Raw genomic sequence first — 17,720 nt, forward strand, 5'->3', positions numbered from 1 at the left:
CGGTTGTGTTTGACAAACCGGGTTTTTCTGGCATTTATCGCGTTTAAAACTTACTTGGTTTTAGCATTAAATTCCTGCAATGTTTGATAGCCACCAGCGGGATTGTACAAGTGACAGTTGTCGGCAATCCGCTTCATTAAAGACCACGAAAATTCTGTTTCGTAGAGATGATCTTGCCAATTTTCCTTTAAGCTGCTGTGGGCGAGGCGCAAATTGTACCAGGGAATAGCAGTTGAAAGGTGGTGGGGAACGTGGACGTTAATGTCGTGGCACAGAAACTCTACCCAGCGGGGATAATCGCAGTGAACTGTTCCCGACAGTTGCGCTTGGGCTTCGTCCCATTCTTCCGGTTCTTTAAAGGAAATATCTGGTGCTGTGTGGTGAACGATCGTAAAAGTGCTCATCCAGAAATGGTAAACCAGCCAGGGCATCAACCAAAATTTGACAAATCCCCAAATGCCTGTGGTTGCAATTAAAATCGGAAATCCGATCGCAGCACCGATTAACACCACTAACACAGAAAACCGCACTTGTTCTTGTTTCTGTTGTCCTTTGAACCGCCACCACATAAAGTGTACTTTTGCCCAGTGGGCGATCGAGCCGATCCACCACATTGGACCAAATATTAAACTATAAGCTATTTGTAATGCCTTGGGCGCGCCAGCGTAGTCTGCTGCTGTCATCGGGTGCCAAGCATTATCCTCACCAAGTTTGTTGGTGTGTTTGTGGTGATAATTATGACCGTGCCGCCATGCGTGAAACGGGAAAATTAACGGCAGAAATGCAATATGTCCGACTAAATCGTTTACCCAGCGGCGGTTAGCAAATGACCGATGACCGCAGTCGTGGCCGATCACAAAAAAACCGGTTAATCCGGTGCCTGTGAAAATCCACATTAGGGGTAGTAGAAACCAAGGAGAGACTGCTATGCCCCAGTAACCGACCGCAACTAAAAGAACGTTGACGATTACTTTTGTCCAAGCTTTGCGGGGGTTTTTGACGAATACTTCCCGCGGCAGGGTTTTGAGAATATCTTTCAGGCGCAGGTTGGAAGTGTCACTTGCGGATGTCAAATTTAGTGGTTTTTCGATCGATGCTGTCATAAACTGATTTCGATTCTCCGTATGCCATGAGGATGGCTTAACAAATTAGCGCCATAAAAAAGCGCCATAAAATGTCAGCTCGTTGCCAGCAAGCAGCAGACGAGTTGAGCTGTAGGCAAGCGCGTTTTAGCAAAAGCTAGCGATCGCTATCCGCAGTTAGGAATTTCTAGCACTTTTGGCAAAAAATACTGCGGGTAGCAAAACCTTTGTTTTTATAACACAGGGGCAGGACAATTAGCATTAGCGACTGTTGTCTGCTAATTGCTGTTGCTGCCAGAAATGGGGTCTAGATCCCGCAAGCCAGCGATCGAGCGTTGCTGTTTGAGGCTTTGCACTTCCAGCAGCAAGGATTCGATTTCCGCTTGCAAGTGCAGGAACTTAACTTGCTGATCGGCTTGGTAGGGGCACTTCACCGAATCTACTTTGCGGGCAAAAGTGGTCGATAGGGTAGAAGAACTAGCCATTTCGGGATTGCTCGCGGTAACTTGAGGCCGGGAAAGAGTGGATGAATTATTTGACATTAGTAATTGAGTAGACATATCTACACATTCACACCATTAAGTTACTTTAACCTGAACCGATCGTATTAAACATCAAATTAACCGATCGAGCTAAAATTAGTGTAAATTCTTCGGCCATTGCCTAAAACCATTGACACCGTGACCCTGATTCTACCTGCTACTGACTCTGCTCCTAACTCCGCTGCCCGCGCCACCGAGCCGAAACGCTACGGCTGGCCCGGCTTGATCGAAGCTTATCGCCCCTACCTGCCGGTGACGGAAACCACGCCGGTAGTGACGCTCCAAGAAGGCAATACTCCCCTGATTCCAGCACCTGCGATCGCCTCTCTCATCGGTAGAGACGTGCGCGTATTGGTCAAATACGACGGCCTCAACCCCACTGGTAGTTTCAAAGACCGGGGGATGACAATGGCGATTTCCAAGGCGAAGGAAGCTGGTGCCGAGGCAGTAATTTGCGCCAGTACCGGCAATACTTCGGCTGCCGCCGCCGCCTACGCCAGACGCGGGGGGATGCGAGCTTTCGTGTTAATTCCCGAAGGTTACGTGGCTTTGGGCAAGCTGGCGCAAGCTTTGCTTTACGGTGCGGAAGTCATTTCGATTGGCGGAAATTTCGATCGAGCTTTAGAAATTGTCCGCGAAATGGCCGTTAACTACCCCGTGACATTGGTCAACTCTGTCAATCCTTACCGCTTGGAAGGTCAGAAAACCGGAGCTTTTGAAGTGGTGGACGCTTTGGGCGACGCCCCCGACTGGCTGTGCATTCCCGTCGGAAATGCGGGAAACATCACAGCATACTGGATGGGTTTTTGTCAATACCACCAAGCCAAAAAATGTTCGCGCTTGCCGCAGATGATGGGATTTCAAGCCGCCGGGGCTGCACCGTTGGTAACGGGCTCACCGGTATCGCACCCAGAAACCCTGGCGACAGCAATTCGCATCGGCAACCCTGCTAGCTGGAAACAGGCGATCGCAGCTTCCGAAGCCAGCCGCGGCAGTTTTGCCGCAGTCACCGACGCCGAAATTCTCGACGCTTACCGTTTGTTAGCATCACAGGAAGGAATTTTCTGCGAACCGGCGAGTGCAGCTTCTGTGGCCGGTTTGCTGAAGGTAAAAGACCAAGTTCCGACTGGGGCGACGGTGGTTTGCGTGCTGACTGGTAACGGTTTGAAAGACCCGGATACCGCAATTAATCACAGCAACAATCTGTTTAAAAGCGGCATTGCTCCGACTTTGGATGCAGTAGCTGGGGCGATGGGATTTTAGAAGAAGGAAGAAGGAACAGGGAAGAAGGAAGAAGGAAGATAGAGACAGGCAAGATGCCTGTTCCACTCTTAGTTAAAATCTCTTGTGGGGTGGGCATCTTGCCCGCCCGTAAGCCCATCGAAACAGGCAAGATGCCTGTTCCACTCTTAGTTAAAATCTTTTGTGGGGTGGGCATCTTGCCCGCCCCTAAACGTATCAATAAACTCCTGTGAGATAACTTTTTCTTGCTCGACTCAGCGAGACAATTTTGTCATTCTACCATGACTAAGCCTACAGCAACCCTGTTAATTGCCTGTCCCGATCGCAAAGGACTCGTCGCCTTACTTGCTAACTTTATCGCCTCCCACAATGGCAATATCATCCACGCGGATCACCATACAGATTTTACCGCTGGATTATTTCTGAGCCGTCTAGAATGGCAATTAGATGATTTTGATTTAACCACCGAACAAATAACACCTGCTTTTAGTGAAATTGCCAAGGACTTACAAGCCAATTGGCAATTGCATTTCTCCCAAAAAATTCGACGCATCGCAATCGGGGTAAGCCGTCAAGATCACTGTTTATTAGACTTGATTTGGCGACAGCGAGCGCAAGAAATCAGAGGTGAAATTCCGCTGATAATCAGCAACCATGAAAATTTAAAGCCCATTGCCGCACAATACGGTATCGACTTTGAGTATATTCCCATTACTAAAGACAATAAAGCTATTCAAGAAGCACAACAGTTAGAACTTCTTAAAAAATATAATATTGATTTAGTAGTTTTGGCTAAATGTATGCAAATATTGAGTCAAGACTTTATCAGAAATTTTCCCAATGTGATTAATATTCACCATTCATTTTTACCCGCCTTTGTGGGCGCAAATCCCTACGAAAGGGCTTATGAAAGAGGGGTAAAAATTATCGGTGCAACAGCGCACTATGTTACACCCGATTTAGATGCGGGCCAGATTATCGAACAAGATGTTGTGCGCGTGAGTCACCGCGATGAAGTGTCTGATTTGGTTCGCAAAGGTAAAGATTTAGAAAGAGTTGTGTTAGCAAGGGCGGTGCGATATCATTTACAAAATCGTGTTTTAGTTTACGGCAATCGGACTGTGGTTTTTGCTTGAAAATTAGGCATCATATCAATCCTGGTTTGTTACTCTTTTAATCCCTCGGTGAGTGATATCAATTCCGGTTGCACGAGCGAAGTGCAGCGAATCCCACAGTTTGCTCAACTTGATATTTTTCATTAATTGTGATGCTGTTAAGATTTTCCGTTGTCGTCAAGTTGCGATCGCCCTTGGGTCAATTTTCGCAAAGAGCGGCCCCTACGACGAGGTTTCGGAACTTTACTTTTGCCCGCGGGCCATCCTTCGCGCTGCTGGGAGCGATCGCCATCGGTCTCTTCGGTTTGGTCATGAAACAAAATTTGTCGCGTGGGATAAGGCAAATCGATGCCGTTTTCCACAAGCTTTTTTTTAATAGCACAAATTACCTTGTCGCGCGATCGCATATCGTCAATTCGGCGCGGCGGAGAAATCCACCACCGAACGCGGATCTTGACGGTACTTTCTACTAGCTCAAGCACCAGCACATCGGGTGCAGGATCTTTCAACACCTCCTTTATGTTGTACAATGCTTCCAGCATTAACTGCTTGGCGCAATCAATATCGTCGCCGTAACCAATACTAAAATCGTATTCTGTGCGGCGTTTATCGAAAGCGGTATTCACTGTCACCGAATTCGTAAACAATTCGGCATTTGGAATGACAATCCGGCGACCATCATAGGTTAAGATTGTTGTAGCGCGCGTCTCAATATTTTCTACCGTTCCCTCAAAGTTTTTAAACACAATCTGGTCATCGATACGGAACGGTTCAGTCAACAGAATTAGGATACCGGCTAAGAAGTTTTGCAAGATATCGCGAAAGGCAAAACCAATCGCCACCCCGCTAATTCCCAGCAATTGAATCAAATCCCCAGCCTTAAATGTGGGAATTATAATCGAAAGCGCAACAAACAGACCAACTAGAACGATCGTACCCTGCGCCAACCGTCCTAACACCAGCCCCAAATTTCGTGCTTGGCGGTGGTGGCGGGTAACCCGCCTGACCGCTCTCTTAATTGCCCCGCCCACACAGAAAAAGATTGCAAAGACAATTAACGCCAGCACAATATTTGGCAACATGATAATCAAGCCGTCGATCATGCTCTCCATCTTTACCCAGACTGCGGATATCTCTGCCTTCATGAAGTTTCCTCGCGTATCAGTCGGTGTCGATATTACTAAAATTTAGCTCGGTTAAGTTCTATCTAAAGACTGTAGATTAATATGACGCGAGGAATATCTTTTGGCAGTTTTCAAAATTTTGAATGTGGATTATAGATTGGGATAGAGTACAGTTACATCGATTAGTACACCATCTGTAGATGGGGAATAATAAAGAAGCGGATGAATTAATGCCCTCTAATTGCAGTTAAGGCAAAAACAACGCATCGGTGACTAAATCCTACCTGTTAAGGGGACTCGCCATGCCGAAAATTCCTGAATTTTTAACTTCTAATTCCCAAAGGGCGGTAGATCGAGTAACTGATTTTTAGAAGGTGGAAGCTGGGCGGGATTTTTGCCTGTTTGGGCGGAAGTTTGGCGGATTTCCAGAGCAGTTTCGCCAGGATTTGCAGTGCGAGTAGGTACTATTTCTAAAGAATATACTGTCTCCGTTTTTGCAGGGGCAGGATTTTGTGCTTTCGTGAGCAAGTCAACGGCATCTCCGAGGGCGCTAGTTAAATTTTTGCTAGTTTCGGCGTGACGGGCCTCTTCTTGTTTGAGGGCTTGAGTGAGTTGTTTAACTTGTTCGATCGCCCGATCGCGCTCTTGAAGAACTTCTGCTAACTTAGCTTTAAGTTCGCCTACTGTTTGCAGTTGTTCGACTTCCTGCTGGCGAGCAACTCCAGCATCGTCCCCTTCGGGCATAATGGGGGAAAAATTTTGTAATTGCTCTATTTGTGCTTCCAGAGAAGCGATGCTTTGCTGAGTTAATTTGGCATCATTCCGCCGCTGTTCGGCTTCGGTATTGTAGAGTTGACGCCACTGAGCCGCACTTTCACCGGCTTCATCGCGATCCCGCGAAACTTCTGTTAACTGCTGTTGCAGCCGCTTGATTTCATCTAACCACTGTCTGACATCCTGAGCCATATTGATTTTAGATTTTAGATTTTAGATTTTAGATTAACAATGGCGCATTGGTAATGGCTTAATTAAGTAACGCTGCTTATTTCCAGTTGCGCGATCGTCCTGCATTCATTTTCCATTTTCTAGTTCCCCGTCTCCTGTGCGCTATGAACATTTTTTACTGGTTGCGCTACCTGATTTTAGCTTTGTTTAAGGCATTTTTGAGGCTGCTTCGAGCTCTCAAACGGAAATTTGGGGGTTTTTGGCTGTTTTGTCGGTGTTTGACTTGGGGCACGCTCAAGGAAGTCGGCGCGAAGGCGGGAGAGCAGCGCTTGCCGGGGCTGTCTGCAGAAATGGCCTACAATTCTATGCTGGCGCTGTTTCCGGGGCTGTTGGCTATCTTATCTGCGATCGCCCTCTTTGAACCTTTGCAGTCAACACTTTATCAAATCGCCCGTCTTTTGGGCGAAGTTATACCCGATGACGTGCGGAAGTTGATTGGTGGCTTAATCAAAGAAATTCTGTTAACTCGCAATAAAGGGCTGTTTTCGGTGAGCTTTCTTGCCTCGATTTGGGCATTTTCTGGAGTAATGAGCGCGGCGATGGCTGCACTCGATCGCATCCATGAAATCCCTAGCGATCGAACTCGACCATTTTGGAAAGCAAAACTTATTTCTTTGGCGCTGAGTGTCGGCACAATTGTGCTGTTAATTCTAGCATCGGGAGCTGTATTTCTCAGCGACTTAATTGTGCAAGCTGTTGCCCGCCAGAGTTGCCTGCTGGAGTCCGTCGCCAACTGCGATTTAAAAGATGTCCAAAACTGCTTGCTCCCCGCCGACAATTGCCCTTTGGAGTCGGAACTATTAGGTGTTTGGCGGCTGTGGCGGTGGCCGATTTCTTTAGGAATTGTCTCACTTGCCTTTGCCTTTATTTACCGCTACGGGCCGAGCCGCCGTCAACCAGATATTCCTATTTTGTCGGGAGCTGTTTTTGCAGCTATTTTGTGGGCACTATTTTCAGCTTTATTTCGGTTTTATGTTTTGCATTTGGGCAATTACAGTTGGACTTACGGCACGATCGGAACTTTTATTGTGTTGCTGCTGTGGCTCGATCTTTCTTCTTTGGTGATGCTGATCGGCGCTCAGTTCAATGTGACAGTGGGAAAGGCAATGAAACAATCCAAATTAAAATAATTTGTTAACTTTTAAGTGTTAATTCTTATTTGTTATTTGCCGGATGCTGGCTTACCGACGGAGTAAAGTGCTGAGGATACCCGCAACAAAAGACAACAAAATCAGTATCCAGATAACACCACCGGGAATGAATGTCAATATCCCAACACCTCTGAGAATCCAAACTAGGAGGGTGAGGCCCAGGATAGCCAAAAAGATACGGGTAGATAGTCGCATTTGAAATCTAGGAGAATTAGTCATGTTGAATGTTAAAGTTTTGTCTGGATCAATGATAGCTGCTTTGCTGGCGATCGGCAGTTACCTCACTTTAATTTCAGTTCCGGGTTCCGCTGTTACGCCTGGGGCTACAAATGCGCTGGCAGAAGCGGCAAATGCTGCTCAAAAAACACCTGCTGCAAGTTTAACAATTTCCGATCGCACAATTGGAGCGGCGAAGGTGGGGATGACTTTCGGACAATTGAAAAAGGCTCTGGGTTCCACGGCGCAGTTTAAGGTAGAGTCTCCTTTTATGGTAGACTTTGATTCTGTGGCAGTTAGCCAGTCGCGAAAAGTGCAATATCGGATTATCTACGCTGCGGGTACAAAGCTAAAAGATACCGATGTAATTGAACTTTTGATGACTGAGAATTCTAATTATAAAACAGTTCAGGGCGTCGGGCCTGGAATGACTTTGAAACAAGCTGAGGCCATTTACGGCAAAGCTACTTTATCTTATAACGTGGATAATGAAATGAGAGAAGGGGTTGTATTTGCCAAGCAACCCACTAGAAACATTATGTTTGTTCCCCAGGCTCAAGGGAAACAATTTGCGGGAGTTTATGGCGCTGGTCAAGGGGGATTTTATCAGACTAATAAGTATCAGCCGAATGCTGTAATTAAGTCTGTGATGGTGCGGAAGTAGCCTTCACATCATTCCAAGAAACCGGGTTTCTTCCGAGATATCTCGCCACCCAACCTAAATCATCCGAGAAACCCGGTTTGTTAGCCTAAAATTAAGGATTACCTGTAGTTACGTCCAAATACTCTTGATTGTCAAGATAAGTTTTAATATTCTCCAGTATTTGACGTAGGTATTCTATGACTTCATCCTTAATCTTTAAAAGATCCTCAATAGTCTTACCTTGCCCCACTTCCTTAAAAGACTTAACTCCGTGGGCTAAGTCGTTCCTTTTGTCTTTAATATCTACAAGGCTTTCCCCGTTCTTTGTCTTAGCAAAGTCTGTTTGATATGAAAAACCGTATTTTTTGGCTATTTCTTTAATCAACCTAGCATCCACATTCCCTGAAAATAGTTTTTCGCCGTCAAATGTAGCTATGATGATGTCTGTAGATATTTGGTTGATTTGTAAATGAATTTTCTTAGGAGAACGGTTTTTAAGATTTTGAAGAACAATCATTTTGATTTCTGATTTGAGTTGATCGAAGGAGATTGCTTGATTTTTTAACTCATCAAATATGGCTACAATGGCATTTCGCATAGTGGATTCAACTAAGTTATACAATAACAACAAGCCATTGGCTTTTAGAGTTTTTTCCAACTCAGGATTAAGGCTTTGTATTTGATATTGTCCAGCACTATCGGCGACAGCTAACTTAGTGGTTTGTTTGCTCAAACCATGTAAAAAGATGAAGTAATCATCTACCTCTTGAGCGCGTGTATTGAAATCTAAGAGTACAGTATTCATCTTTAGCCTAGCAGTCGATCGCGGACATACTCAATGCGTAAAACTACTTTATTTTTAGAACTGCTAGCATCAGATTTTGTGAGATCCTTAAATTGTTGTGAATTAAGCAATTCTGTTGACTTTGGCTCAAGATTGCTGTTTTTTCTCAAAGCAAGAGCAACACCGACAGCCAGAGACTCGAATTTAATCCGAGTTGTTGTTCTTGCGCCATTTTTACCTTGGCGAAATCCTTGAGGAAAATATTTTTCTACAAAATTTAGCATTGACTCGAATTCTGCCCGCATTTTTTCGCTATCGAATTTCGGATCTGCATTTACTTGCTTCAGATACTCATCAAGGAATATGTTTATCTTACTATTAAACTTCTCATAGTTATTTAAAAATGCAAAAAAACGCAACACAAATTCTTGCGGTTCGCGACTGCGAATAGCAGACTCAGAAAAAGCGCATAATTTGCGGAACTTGTCATGTTTCGATAGTTCCTCAATCAGTTCAAGAAACTGGCCGGGCAGTATGCCTCTGCGCTTTTCCATCTCGTTTAGATCGACACTACCTGTATTAATGCGTTCAAATAAATCTCTTCGCACTTCCTCATTTGCACTTTCAGTTAGTTGAATCATCCGAAGTGTCGTGCGGTTGAAGCGCCTCTGACGGGCTAGGGGCAAATCAGCAAACTTAAATCCATTTAAACTCTGTATTTTCTTTAAATCGGTCAAGGTTAATTCGTTATTTATAAATCTAGTTAGAGTCCGAATGCGTTGTGTACCATCTATTATTTCTAAACGGGCTTCATCGTTTTCGTCCTCATGGATGTCAGCAACAAAAATATAAGGTATTGGCAGACCCAAAATTATAGACTCAATAAACTTTGACTGCCTTGCGTCATCCCAAGCCATTTCACGTTGGTAGTCGGGGATGAACAACTCATTGGTATCCTCATCCTTTCCTTCCATATATTTTTGAACGAGTATTTCGACTGGATACTCTTTGGTATCGTAATTAACTAGCTGCTGCTTGTCGCGGATTTCGGCTTCAGCAGCATCAACCTTTTTGTGTTGCTCGGTAGTTTCTAGTTTCGATCGCATATTCTTAAATAATAATTGGATATTGTGGAGTGAATAGACTTATCGGTACTAGGATTTTACCATAAAAATTTGGGACTTACTTCGTAAAAGCGATCGCACTTATCGAAAAAAGTGCGATCGCAAATGTTTAGTTAACTGAAATCGCCGCGAAAATTACCATTTATAACGCGCTGGTGACGGGATTGGAAGGGCGGCCCAACGCCGATAAACGGTGACTGTCCCCACTGCGATCGAACACAACCTCAAACTTAACGTGAGGTATAGTTTGTCGCAAAAACTGAAAATGCCCGTCTGCATCAGAACGACTGCGGAAGCGGGCAACAATAATCCATTGCTGAGTGGGTAACAGACGGGCGATCGCCCAACAACACAAGCGGTCTTTGTATGTCAACATAGAACTCGTCTCCATTGATATTTTTGGAGCCAGAGCCAGCCCGGAACCTTGGACAGTGAGGGGCTGGCTTCTGACGTTTTAAGGCCTGAGCCTTATATACACTAATAGCATAATTTGATGTTAATAACATCAAATGACACAAAAATATATCTAATGACGTGAGAGTGTAAAATTGAAGACAATTGAAGTAAAACCATGCCAGCCCATGCCTTCACGAATGCGAGTCACAGTTACACTGCCAGAAGACGTTCATCAAGCCCTGTCCGAATGGGCCGAAGAAGAAGATAGAACCCTTGCAAACCTGCTATCCCATGTGGCAGCTAAAGCAGTCAGAGAGCGCCAAGAGCAGAAAAAGGAAGAATCAGAAGGCGATCGCCCTTAAGCGATGGCCACGGCGTAAGATGGACTGTGTTGAAATGTTTTGCAGTACAACGAAATGGCTTCACGGGGACGAGTTACCGCATACTTGCCAGAAGAGATTCAAAAAGCTCTCGAAGAATGGGCAGAAGAAGACAGCAGATCCGTTAGCAGTTTGGCAACGTACCTGCTGACGAAATCTGTTCGAGAACGCCAAGAACAGAAAAAAGATAAATCAGAAAGCGATCGCCCTTAAGAACGATCGCCCGCAATCCCATCCGCGTCCATCCGCGTCCATCCGCCTACATCTGCGGTCAAAAAAAGAACCATCGCCTCAAAAAAATAAGGTGGGCCGCAGCCCACCCTACTCAAATTATTTCGCAGTTACCAACTGTGCCGGCAGCCGCTTAAACGCCAACCTTTCATTCTCGATATCCACAAAAATGGTATCGCCGTCAGCAAAATCTCCCCGCAAAATACCCTTCGCCATTTGGGTTTCCAACTCGCGCTGAATCCCCCGCTTCAGAGGCCGCGCACCGTAAACCGGATCGTAACCAATTTCTGCTAAGAAGTCGATCGCAGATTCCGACAATTTCAGAGACATCTTGCGTTCAGCTAACCGTTTTTCCAAGCGCTTGACTTGCAACTGCACGATTTGCCGCAGTTCTGCCTTACTCAAACCGTGGAAGATAATCATCTCATCAATCCGGTTCAGGAATTCAGGGCGGAAAGTTCCCCGCATCGCTTCCATCACCCGACTCCGCATTTGTTCGTTATCTCCGGCCACATCTAAGATGTATTGAGAGCCGACATTCGATGTCATAATAATCACAGAATTCTTAAAGTCTACCGTGTGACCTTGAGCATCGGTAACGCGGCCGTCATCCAGAATTTGCAGCATGATGTTGAAGACATCCGGGTGCGCTTTCTCTATTTCATCGAATAGAATCACGGAGTAAGGACGGCGGCGCACAGCCTCAGTTAATTGTCCACCTTCATCGTAGCCGACGTATCCCGGAGGCGCACCAATTAACCGCGAAACCGCGTGTTTCTCCATGTATTCCGACATATCAATTCGCACGATCGCTTCTTCCGTGTCGAACAGATAAGACGCTAATGCTTTAGCTAACTCGGTTTTGCCAACACCCGTGGGGCCGAGGAAGATAAAACTCGCAACCGGACGATTTGGATCTGCTAAACCTGCGCGCGATCGCTGAATTGCATCTGCAACCGCCGTCACCGCTTCATCTTGTCCGATTACCCGCTTGTGCAGTTCATCTTCCAAGTGCAGAAGTTTCTGCATTTCCGATTCAACCAACTTGCTGATCGGAATTCCCGTCCACTTGGAAATAATCTCGGCAATGTCACCTTCTGTAACTTCTTCCCGCAGCAAAGTTTTACCTGTGGTTTGAGTTGCTGACAGTTGAGCTTCTGCTTCTTGCAATTGTTTTTGCAATTCGGTTAACTTGCTATATTTCAACTCAGCAGCGCGGTTCAGGTCATATTTTAATTCAGCTTGCTGAATTTCAATATTCACCTTATCAATCTGTTCTTTAATCTTTTGAATGCTGCCGATGACACCTTTTTCCGATTGCCACTGGGCATTCAAACCGTTTTGGTGTTCCTTGAGGTTGGCTAAGTCTTTTTCCAGTCTTTCCAAGCGTTCGATCGAAGCAGCGTTACTTTCTTTTTGCAGCGACAGTCTCTCCATTTCTAGCTGCAAAATTCTGCGGTCGATTTCGTCTAGTTCTTCCGGCTTGGAGGTAATCTCCATTTTGAGTTTAGCTGCTGCTTCGTCCACTAAGTCAATGGCTTTGTCTGGAAGAAAGCGATCGCTAATATATCGAGTAGACAAAGTAGCCGCCGCCACTAGGGCGCTGTCAGAAATTTTAACGCCGTGGTGAACTTCATACCGTTCTTTCAAGCCCCGCAAAATCGAGACAGTATCTTCAACTGTCGGTTGGTCCACATAAACTTGTTGAAAACGGCGTTCTAGTGCCGCATCTTTTTCCAGGTACTTGCGGTATTCGTCGAGAGTTGTAGCGCCGATACAGCGCAATTCTCCCCTCGCTAACATGGGTTTAAGTAAGTTGCCGGCATCCATCGAGCCTTGAGTTGCACCAGCACCGACAACGGTGTGAATTTCATCGATAAATAAGATGACTTTGCCGTTGCTGTCGGTCACTTCTTTGAGTACCGCTTTCAAGCGTTCTTCAAATTCTCCCCGGAATTTTGCACCGGCAATTAACGCGCCCATATCTAAGCTAATTAATTGTCTGTCTTTGAGAGATTGCGGCACATCTCCGGTGATAATTCGTTGGGCGAGTCCTTCGGCGATCGCAGTTTTGCCGACTCCCGGTTCCCCAATCAATACCGGATTATTTTTGGTGCGACGGCTCAAAATTTGAATCGTGCGGCGGATTTCGTCATCCCGTCCGATTACCGGATCGAGTTTGCCTTGACGCGCGGCTTCTGTCAAATCTCGGCCGTATTTTTCCAGCGCTTCGTATTTGCCTTCTGGATTTTGATCGGTCACTTTGTTCTTCCCCCGGACTTGGGTAATGATATCTTTGAGCTTGGCTTCATCTAGTTTAAATTCTTGTAGTAAATTTTTGCCGAAACGATCGTCCTTAACGTAACCTAGTATCAAATGCTCGATCGAAATAAATTCATCGCCGTACTCTTTGCGATAAGTTTCGGCGCGATCGAGCAAAGTGTCGAGAGAACGACCTAGATAAACGTTGCCGCCGCTTCCTGAGATTTTCGGCTGGCGGCTGATAAACTCATCAGTGCGATCGCGCAATTTTGCTACAGAAACTCCCGCTTTGTTAAATAAGCTGCTAGCGAGTCCCGATTCTTGTTCCAGCAAAGCTTTCATCAAGTGTTCGCTTTCTAGCTGCTGCTGCTGACCTGCTTTGACGATTTCGGGGGTGCGGGCGAGGGCTTCCCAGGCTTTTTCGGTAAATTGGTTTGGATTATTTGGTTGCATAAATTTTAATTCCCTGCATTAAAAATGATGAGTGCTGTAGAGGCAATTGCTCGATCGCCCGTACAATTTTCATTGTAGGGAGTTGCGGAGGGGGGGCGGATCGGTGTTCCCCTATCTTGAGATAGGTATTTCCGTCCTATGTAGGAGTCTCTCGCAAGGAAAAGCAAACAGTCGCGCCTAAAAGTTGGACTCTTGGATAGGAGCAACTCTCACATTAAAAATGCTTTCTAGTGCCACTTGAAAAAACTGCACATTCTTAAACAGTCTCCTGCTGCGGAAAATGGAGAAACACTTATGTAAATAGGAGAGAGGACTTGAGAAGCGTCACAGTCCTATAGCGAAACCCGAAGCGTTATTGTTTTACTCATCAATAACAGCCGCTATAACTCTCACACCTGGAAAATATAGCTATGAAAATTGTACCTTTAATTTCGTTAGGTATTATAGCAAGTGCCGCGATCGCACTAGCCCCTGAAGCTTTGGCAAGTACCTGGCGTGCCGCACACCGGATGTCTGGTTTTTCCGCCGACAGCAATTACTACTTGTATTTAGAAAGTTCCAGAGATACTGGAGCGGGAATTCCCAAAGCAAAATTGCAAATTGTCCAAGTTGCTGCAAATTCCTGCATCAAAAATGGGTGTATCCAAACTAAATATGGCGAGCCAGACTCGAATAAAAGCACTAAAATGGCAGAAGATGACTTGCTTAAAAAAAGTTGGAATAGCAGGGAAACTTTGAAGTTAACTCCTCCTCAAGCTGGAACTAAACTGAACATTATTTCTCGTACTCCCGGAGCCAATGGAAGCGAGACAGTCGCCGTCAAAGTCAATACAGCAAAGCCTTTACAAATTCGCCTGGAACAGCGGCAAAAAACTGCTTCTCCTGGCAAAGAAAGCGCGGCAATGCGTCTGGTAATTAATCATAACGGTCGGCAGCGTGTCCTCGGAACGCTGAACAATTTTCAAGATTGGGTGTTCTCTTATTCAATCCGAGAAGTTCGTTTGTCTCCGAACGGGCGCAATGTCGTTGTCCTGGTGGACAAGACAGAACGCACTTTTGAAGGAGTCTTGAAAACTACTGTTGTACAAGGCTTTGTTCTTTAGGCTTGCTATATTCCCAGGTCAAAACCTGGGAATTATCAAAACTTACGCAGAACCCCTATATGTAAGGTGCAAACGGCGCACCTACAGATAGAGTCTGTGCGTCAGTCCGGGTTGTTAATTATTCTTTATTTTGATAATTGATATCAATACATTTTAAAATTTCCATCTTCCTTCCTCCCTCTTTCTTTTTCCTTGAATATCTGCCTCTTGACTATTGACGAATGCTCAATAATTCATCCGTGTATCCGTGTCAAAATCCCTATTTTGCCTGACCGAAAGCATCCAGGATACAAGCCCCCGAATTTATCCGTGGGGTCAATGCTTCAATCTAAAATCTCAAATCTAAAATCTAAAATCGATTGACTTCATGCCTGCATCACAACCCGTTCCGGGAGACTGACAATAAACGTTGAACCCTTACCGTCCTCGCTTTCGACGCTAATTTCGCCGCCGAGAATTTGACACAAACGCTGGCTAATTGTCAATCCCAAACCCGTGCCTCCGTACTTGCGGGTAGTCGAAGCATCAGCTTGGGTAAAAGGTTTAAATATCTGCTCTAATTGCTCGTCCGTCATGCCGATGCCGGTGTCGCTGACTCGAAACATTAAAACTTGAGAAGTGTAGTTTGAACCCGAGTAAAAATCATTATTTTTATTTGGTTTCGTCGGTCTTGATTTTTCAATTTTCATTCTTTCGACGCCGATAGTAATGACGCCTTTTTCGGTAAATTTGGCAGCATTGCTGAGCAAATTGAGGAGAATTTGCCGCACTTTCGGTTGGTCGGCGTACATTGTGCCGAGTTCGCCTTTGGTTTTCAGCGCTAAAGCATTGCCTTTTTTTTCTACTAGCGGTTGAGCAGTAGTCATCACTTCTTCAATCATGGTCGCCACGTCGAAGTTTTCCAAATAAAGGGTGACGTGACCTGCTTCTATTTTGGAAATGTCGAGGATGTCGCTAATCATATCCAGCAGGTGTTTGCCTGCGGTTTGAATTTTTTCTAAGTCGGGGAGAAAGTCTTCTGAACCGGAATCTTGAGCATCTTCTTGCAGCATTTCGCTGTAGTTAATGATGGCGTTGAGGGGGGTGCGGAGTTCGTGGCTCATGTTGGCAAGAAATGCACTTTTCGAGCGGTTGGCAGCTTCGGCGGCTACTTTTGCTTCGTGCAATTCTTCTGTATATTCCGCTACTCTTTGGATCAGTTCATTGAGGGAAGTTGCTAGCATTCCCACTTCGTCGGAAGTAGTGACTGGTACTTGCAGGTCAAAGTTCGATTCTTCTGTCACTCGCTGAGCGATGAGGGTTGTGGCTTCTAAGGAACGAGCGATCGCCCCGCTGGTGTATGCTGCTAGAATTGCTGCGATCGCGGCTGATATCAAGAGAGAGCAAATGAGAATTAGAGTTCCGAGTTTTTCTGCTTTGTCGTAGGTACTCAATGCCTCGTCTGCTTTCTCGCCAAAGCTGCCGGCCAGTTTGGCTGAATCCTGCGACAACTGTTCGAGTTTCAAAGCGGTTTCGCCAGCCGCAAAATTGTTCAACTTCCGCTCGAAAGCCTGCTGCTGCTTCGGATTTAAACCAGATAATTTCGCAGTCGCCAACAATTTTTGTACTTCTTGAAAGTATGATTCTACAGTTTTGCCGTTGACTTGAACGAACTGTTGAAGCAGTTCGTAGTCTTTGGCCACCTCGGGATTCTTAGTCGGTGGAAAGGTTTGCAGTTGTTCGAGGATGCCGCTCATCTGAGCAACGCGAGTCAGGAATTCCGAGCGTTCGCGATCGAAAATTTGCGGTTTGGCCGTCAGACTCGCCAGCTTTTGCTGCTGAATTCTGACTTCCTGCACGGTGTTATTGAGGTTGGTCAGGATTTCCCCTTTATCTCGATCGATCGCCAGTTTTTCCCGCACCTGCTGTTTGTAATAAAACTCTACTCCCCGTCCCGCCACAGCACCCACAATGGCAATACAAATGACCAAGGCGTATCCGCAGCCGATTTTCTGCCTGATACCCAAGCGACTGAAGAGATTTCTCAAATCTGTTTGAGGGGGGTTATGGGGTTGATTTTTCGAGGCTAAGGTTGAAGACATGGGCAATATACTCGTCACCCTGAGAGGCACTATCTATATTCTAATTGATGCCTGCGTGAGGGTAAATAGAGTTTTTCATGCCCAACCAAATTTCGGCACTTTCGGGTCTGTGCAGGGTTCCACTGCTTTCTCTGCTTGACAGTTTGGCTAATTTGTGAATAACTAATTAAAATTTACGAGTTATAAGTTGCAAGTTATGAGTTAGATTGGTTATTCACAACTTAACTCTACTCACAACTCACAACTTGTAAGTTCTCCTCTACTGGCAAAGTCGAAATTGTGCTATCTCAGCAGGAATTTTTGAAGCATTAGGTACGTTTGCAGAGGCAGGAACGAAGATTCCCATGCCGAAATTGCAACCCTCTGCCTTCTTGCATTCCCCAGGCTTAGCACTGATTTGATATTCGCCTTGGGATGTGGGAGTAAAAGAGATTGACGCCAGTTCGCCTGTTTTTTGACTCACAGCGATTTCCTGGCCGCTTGCATCCTTGAGAGATAAGTTTAAATCCTGGCAATTTCCGTCGCAAGTGGCAACAAAAACATACTCCACATTAGGATGCAGCGTGGCTCTAAAAGGAGATGAAACTTGCTTGCGAACTTGGCCCAGCAACGGCACAAATACTAATTTTTGACCGTTGCCTTTCCGCTGGTCAACTTCTGTTTTCAAGCGACAAACAACCGTTTTTTGGTCGTCGGTCAGTTCTTGAGCAATAGCATTTCCTACGATTGCAGTACCGAGGAGCAGAGCCATGCCGGAAATAACCAGATGTTTGAAATTCATTGATG

17 protein-coding genes are annotated in these 17,720 nt (G+C 45.5%); 7 read left to right on the top strand and 10 right to left on the bottom strand.

Going from position 1 to position 17,720, the window contains the following annotated elements:
• Positions 1–50 precede the first annotated feature (50 nt).
• Positions 51–1,103 (bottom strand): fatty acid desaturase, encoded by a 1,053-nt coding sequence (locus QUB30_RS18385; RefSeq protein ID WP_333336089.1) that lies wholly within the window; start codon positions 1,101–1,103, stop codon positions 51–53.
• Positions 1,104–1,360: 257 nt separating this feature from the next.
• Positions 1,361–1,642 carry a hypothetical protein gene (locus QUB30_RS18390; protein ID WP_333336093.1) on the bottom strand — a complete coding sequence of 94 codons (282 nt, stop codon included), beginning with the start codon at positions 1,640–1,642 and terminating at the stop codon, positions 1,361–1,363.
• Between the two features lie 120 nt (positions 1,643–1,762).
• On the opposite strand from QUB30_RS18390, the gene thrC reads away from it, so the two are divergent.
• Positions 1,763–2,887 carry a threonine synthase gene (gene thrC, locus QUB30_RS18395; RefSeq protein ID WP_333336095.1) on the top strand — a complete coding sequence of 375 codons (1,125 nt, stop codon included), beginning with the start codon at positions 1,763–1,765 and terminating at the stop codon, positions 2,885–2,887.
• 260 nt (positions 2,888–3,147) lie between these two features.
• A complete protein-coding gene (gene purU / locus QUB30_RS18400) occupies positions 3,148–4,002 on the top strand; it encodes a formyltetrahydrofolate deformylase (protein ID WP_333336099.1) in 855 nt (284 codons plus the stop codon).
• Positions 4,003–4,139: 137 nt separating this feature from the next.
• Here the strand turns inward: purU and QUB30_RS18405 are convergent, their stop codons facing one another.
• Complete coding sequence (locus tag QUB30_RS18405; RefSeq protein ID WP_333336101.1) at positions 4,140–5,126, bottom strand: mechanosensitive ion channel family protein; 987 nt, start codon at positions 5,124–5,126, stop codon at positions 4,140–4,142.
• A gap of 309 nt (positions 5,127–5,435) precedes the next feature.
• Positions 5,436–6,071, bottom strand: coding sequence for a hypothetical protein (locus QUB30_RS18410; protein ID WP_333137922.1), 636 nt, complete (start codon positions 6,069–6,071; stop codon positions 5,436–5,438).
• Between the two features lie 143 nt (positions 6,072–6,214).
• Here QUB30_RS18410 and QUB30_RS18415 point away from each other — a divergent pair, with 143 nt between their 5' ends.
• Positions 6,215–7,240, top strand: coding sequence for a YihY/virulence factor BrkB family protein (locus tag QUB30_RS18415; protein ID WP_333037462.1), 1,026 nt, complete (start codon positions 6,215–6,217; stop codon positions 7,238–7,240).
• Between the two features lie 238 nt (positions 7,241–7,478).
• Entirely contained in the window at positions 7,479–8,141 is a 663-nt protein-coding gene (locus tag QUB30_RS18420) for a hypothetical protein (RefSeq protein WP_333336105.1), read from the top strand.
• Positions 8,142–8,232: 91 nt separating this feature from the next.
• Here the strand turns inward: QUB30_RS18420 and QUB30_RS18425 are convergent, their stop codons facing one another.
• The 3 genes from QUB30_RS18425 to QUB30_RS18435 form a co-directional block, all read right to left on the bottom strand.
• On the bottom strand, positions 8,233–8,925 hold the full coding sequence (locus QUB30_RS18425) for an MAE_28990/MAE_18760 family HEPN-like nuclease (protein ID WP_333336108.1): 693 nt from the start codon (positions 8,923–8,925) through the stop codon (positions 8,233–8,235).
• Between the two features lie 2 nt (positions 8,926–8,927).
• Positions 8,928–10,010: a DUF262 domain-containing protein gene (locus QUB30_RS18430; RefSeq protein WP_333336111.1), complete on the bottom strand. Its 1,083-nt coding sequence runs from the start codon at positions 10,008–10,010 to the stop codon at positions 8,928–8,930.
• Between the two features lie 160 nt (positions 10,011–10,170).
• Positions 10,171–10,404, bottom strand: coding sequence for a hypothetical protein (locus QUB30_RS18435; protein WP_333336114.1), 234 nt, complete (start codon positions 10,402–10,404; stop codon positions 10,171–10,173).
• A 205-nt stretch (positions 10,405–10,609) separates the two neighbouring features.
• Here QUB30_RS18435 and QUB30_RS18440 point away from each other — a divergent pair, with 205 nt between their 5' ends.
• Positions 10,610–10,786, top strand: coding sequence for a ribbon-helix-helix domain-containing protein (locus QUB30_RS18440; protein WP_333336117.1), 177 nt, complete (start codon positions 10,610–10,612; stop codon positions 10,784–10,786).
• Positions 10,787–10,825: 39 nt separating this feature from the next.
• Positions 10,826–11,017, top strand: coding sequence for a ribbon-helix-helix domain-containing protein (locus QUB30_RS18445; protein ID WP_333062430.1), 192 nt, complete (start codon positions 10,826–10,828; stop codon positions 11,015–11,017).
• 117 nt (positions 11,018–11,134) lie between these two features.
• Here QUB30_RS18445 and clpB read toward each other — a convergent pair whose 3' ends face one another.
• On the bottom strand, positions 11,135–13,750 hold the full coding sequence (gene clpB, locus QUB30_RS18450; RefSeq protein ID WP_333336121.1) for an ATP-dependent chaperone ClpB: 2,616 nt from the start codon (positions 13,748–13,750) through the stop codon (positions 11,135–11,137).
• A 410-nt stretch (positions 13,751–14,160) separates the two neighbouring features.
• Between clpB and QUB30_RS18455 the strand changes: the two genes are divergently transcribed.
• Positions 14,161–14,853 carry a DUF2259 domain-containing protein gene (locus QUB30_RS18455; RefSeq protein ID WP_333336124.1) on the top strand — a complete coding sequence of 231 codons (693 nt, stop codon included), beginning with the start codon at positions 14,161–14,163 and terminating at the stop codon, positions 14,851–14,853.
• A 365-nt stretch (positions 14,854–15,218) separates the two neighbouring features.
• Here the strand turns inward: QUB30_RS18455 and QUB30_RS18460 are convergent, their stop codons facing one another.
• Both QUB30_RS18460 and QUB30_RS18465 read right to left on the bottom strand, forming a co-directional pair.
• A complete protein-coding gene (locus QUB30_RS18460) occupies positions 15,219–16,934 on the bottom strand; it encodes an ATP-binding protein (RefSeq protein WP_333336127.1) in 1,716 nt (571 codons plus the stop codon).
• Positions 16,935–17,193: 259 nt separating this feature from the next.
• A complete protein-coding gene (locus tag QUB30_RS18465) occupies positions 17,194–17,715 on the bottom strand; it encodes a hypothetical protein (RefSeq protein WP_333336129.1) in 522 nt (173 codons plus the stop codon).
• Positions 17,716–17,720: the final 5 nt, after the last annotated feature.

The organism is Microcoleus sp. BROC3, assembly GCF_036702515.1.
In the GTDB taxonomy this organism is placed as follows: Bacteria; Cyanobacteriota; Cyanobacteriia; order Cyanobacteriales; family Microcoleaceae; genus Microcoleus.

What these genes read in the sequence shown, in the direction of transcription:
- QUB30_RS18390 (WP_333336093.1), bottom strand. Translation starts at nt 1,642, where the DNA reads ATGTCTACTCAATTACTAATGTCAAATAATTCATCCACTCTTTCCCGG.
- QUB30_RS18465 (WP_333336129.1), bottom strand. Translation starts at nt 17,715, where the DNA reads ATGAATTTCAAACATCTGGTTATTTCCGGCATGGCTCTGCTCCTCGGT.
- QUB30_RS18415 (WP_333037462.1), top strand. Translation starts at nt 6,215, where the DNA reads ATGAACATTTTTTACTGGTTGCGCTACCTGATTTTAGCTTTGTTTAAG.
- QUB30_RS18405 (WP_333336101.1), bottom strand. Translation starts at nt 5,126, where the DNA reads ATGAAGGCAGAGATATCCGCAGTCTGGGTAAAGATGGAGAGCATGATC.
- purU (WP_333336099.1), top strand. Translation starts at nt 3,148, where the DNA reads ATGACTAAGCCTACAGCAACCCTGTTAATTGCCTGTCCCGATCGCAAA.
- QUB30_RS18440 (WP_333336117.1), top strand. Translation starts at nt 10,610, where the DNA reads ATGCCTTCACGAATGCGAGTCACAGTTACACTGCCAGAAGACGTTCAT.
- QUB30_RS18385 (WP_333336089.1), bottom strand. Translation starts at nt 1,103, where the DNA reads ATGACAGCATCGATCGAAAAACCACTAAATTTGACATCCGCAAGTGAC.
- QUB30_RS18460 (WP_333336127.1), bottom strand. Translation starts at nt 16,934, where the DNA reads ATGTCTTCAACCTTAGCCTCGAAAAATCAACCCCATAACCCCCCTCAA.
- QUB30_RS18425 (WP_333336108.1), bottom strand. Translation starts at nt 8,925, where the DNA reads ATGAATACTGTACTCTTAGATTTCAATACACGCGCTCAAGAGGTAGAT.
- QUB30_RS18410 (WP_333137922.1), bottom strand. Translation starts at nt 6,071, where the DNA reads ATGGCTCAGGATGTCAGACAGTGGTTAGATGAAATCAAGCGGCTGCAA.
- QUB30_RS18420 (WP_333336105.1), top strand. Translation starts at nt 7,479, where the DNA reads ATGTTGAATGTTAAAGTTTTGTCTGGATCAATGATAGCTGCTTTGCTG.
- QUB30_RS18435 (WP_333336114.1), bottom strand. Translation starts at nt 10,404, where the DNA reads ATGTTGACATACAAAGACCGCTTGTGTTGTTGGGCGATCGCCCGTCTG.
- clpB (WP_333336121.1), bottom strand. Translation starts at nt 13,750, where the DNA reads ATGCAACCAAATAATCCAAACCAATTTACCGAAAAAGCCTGGGAAGCC.
- QUB30_RS18455 (WP_333336124.1), top strand. Translation starts at nt 14,161, where the DNA reads ATGAAAATTGTACCTTTAATTTCGTTAGGTATTATAGCAAGTGCCGCG.
- QUB30_RS18430 (WP_333336111.1), bottom strand. Translation starts at nt 10,010, where the DNA reads ATGCGATCGAAACTAGAAACTACCGAGCAACACAAAAAGGTTGATGCT.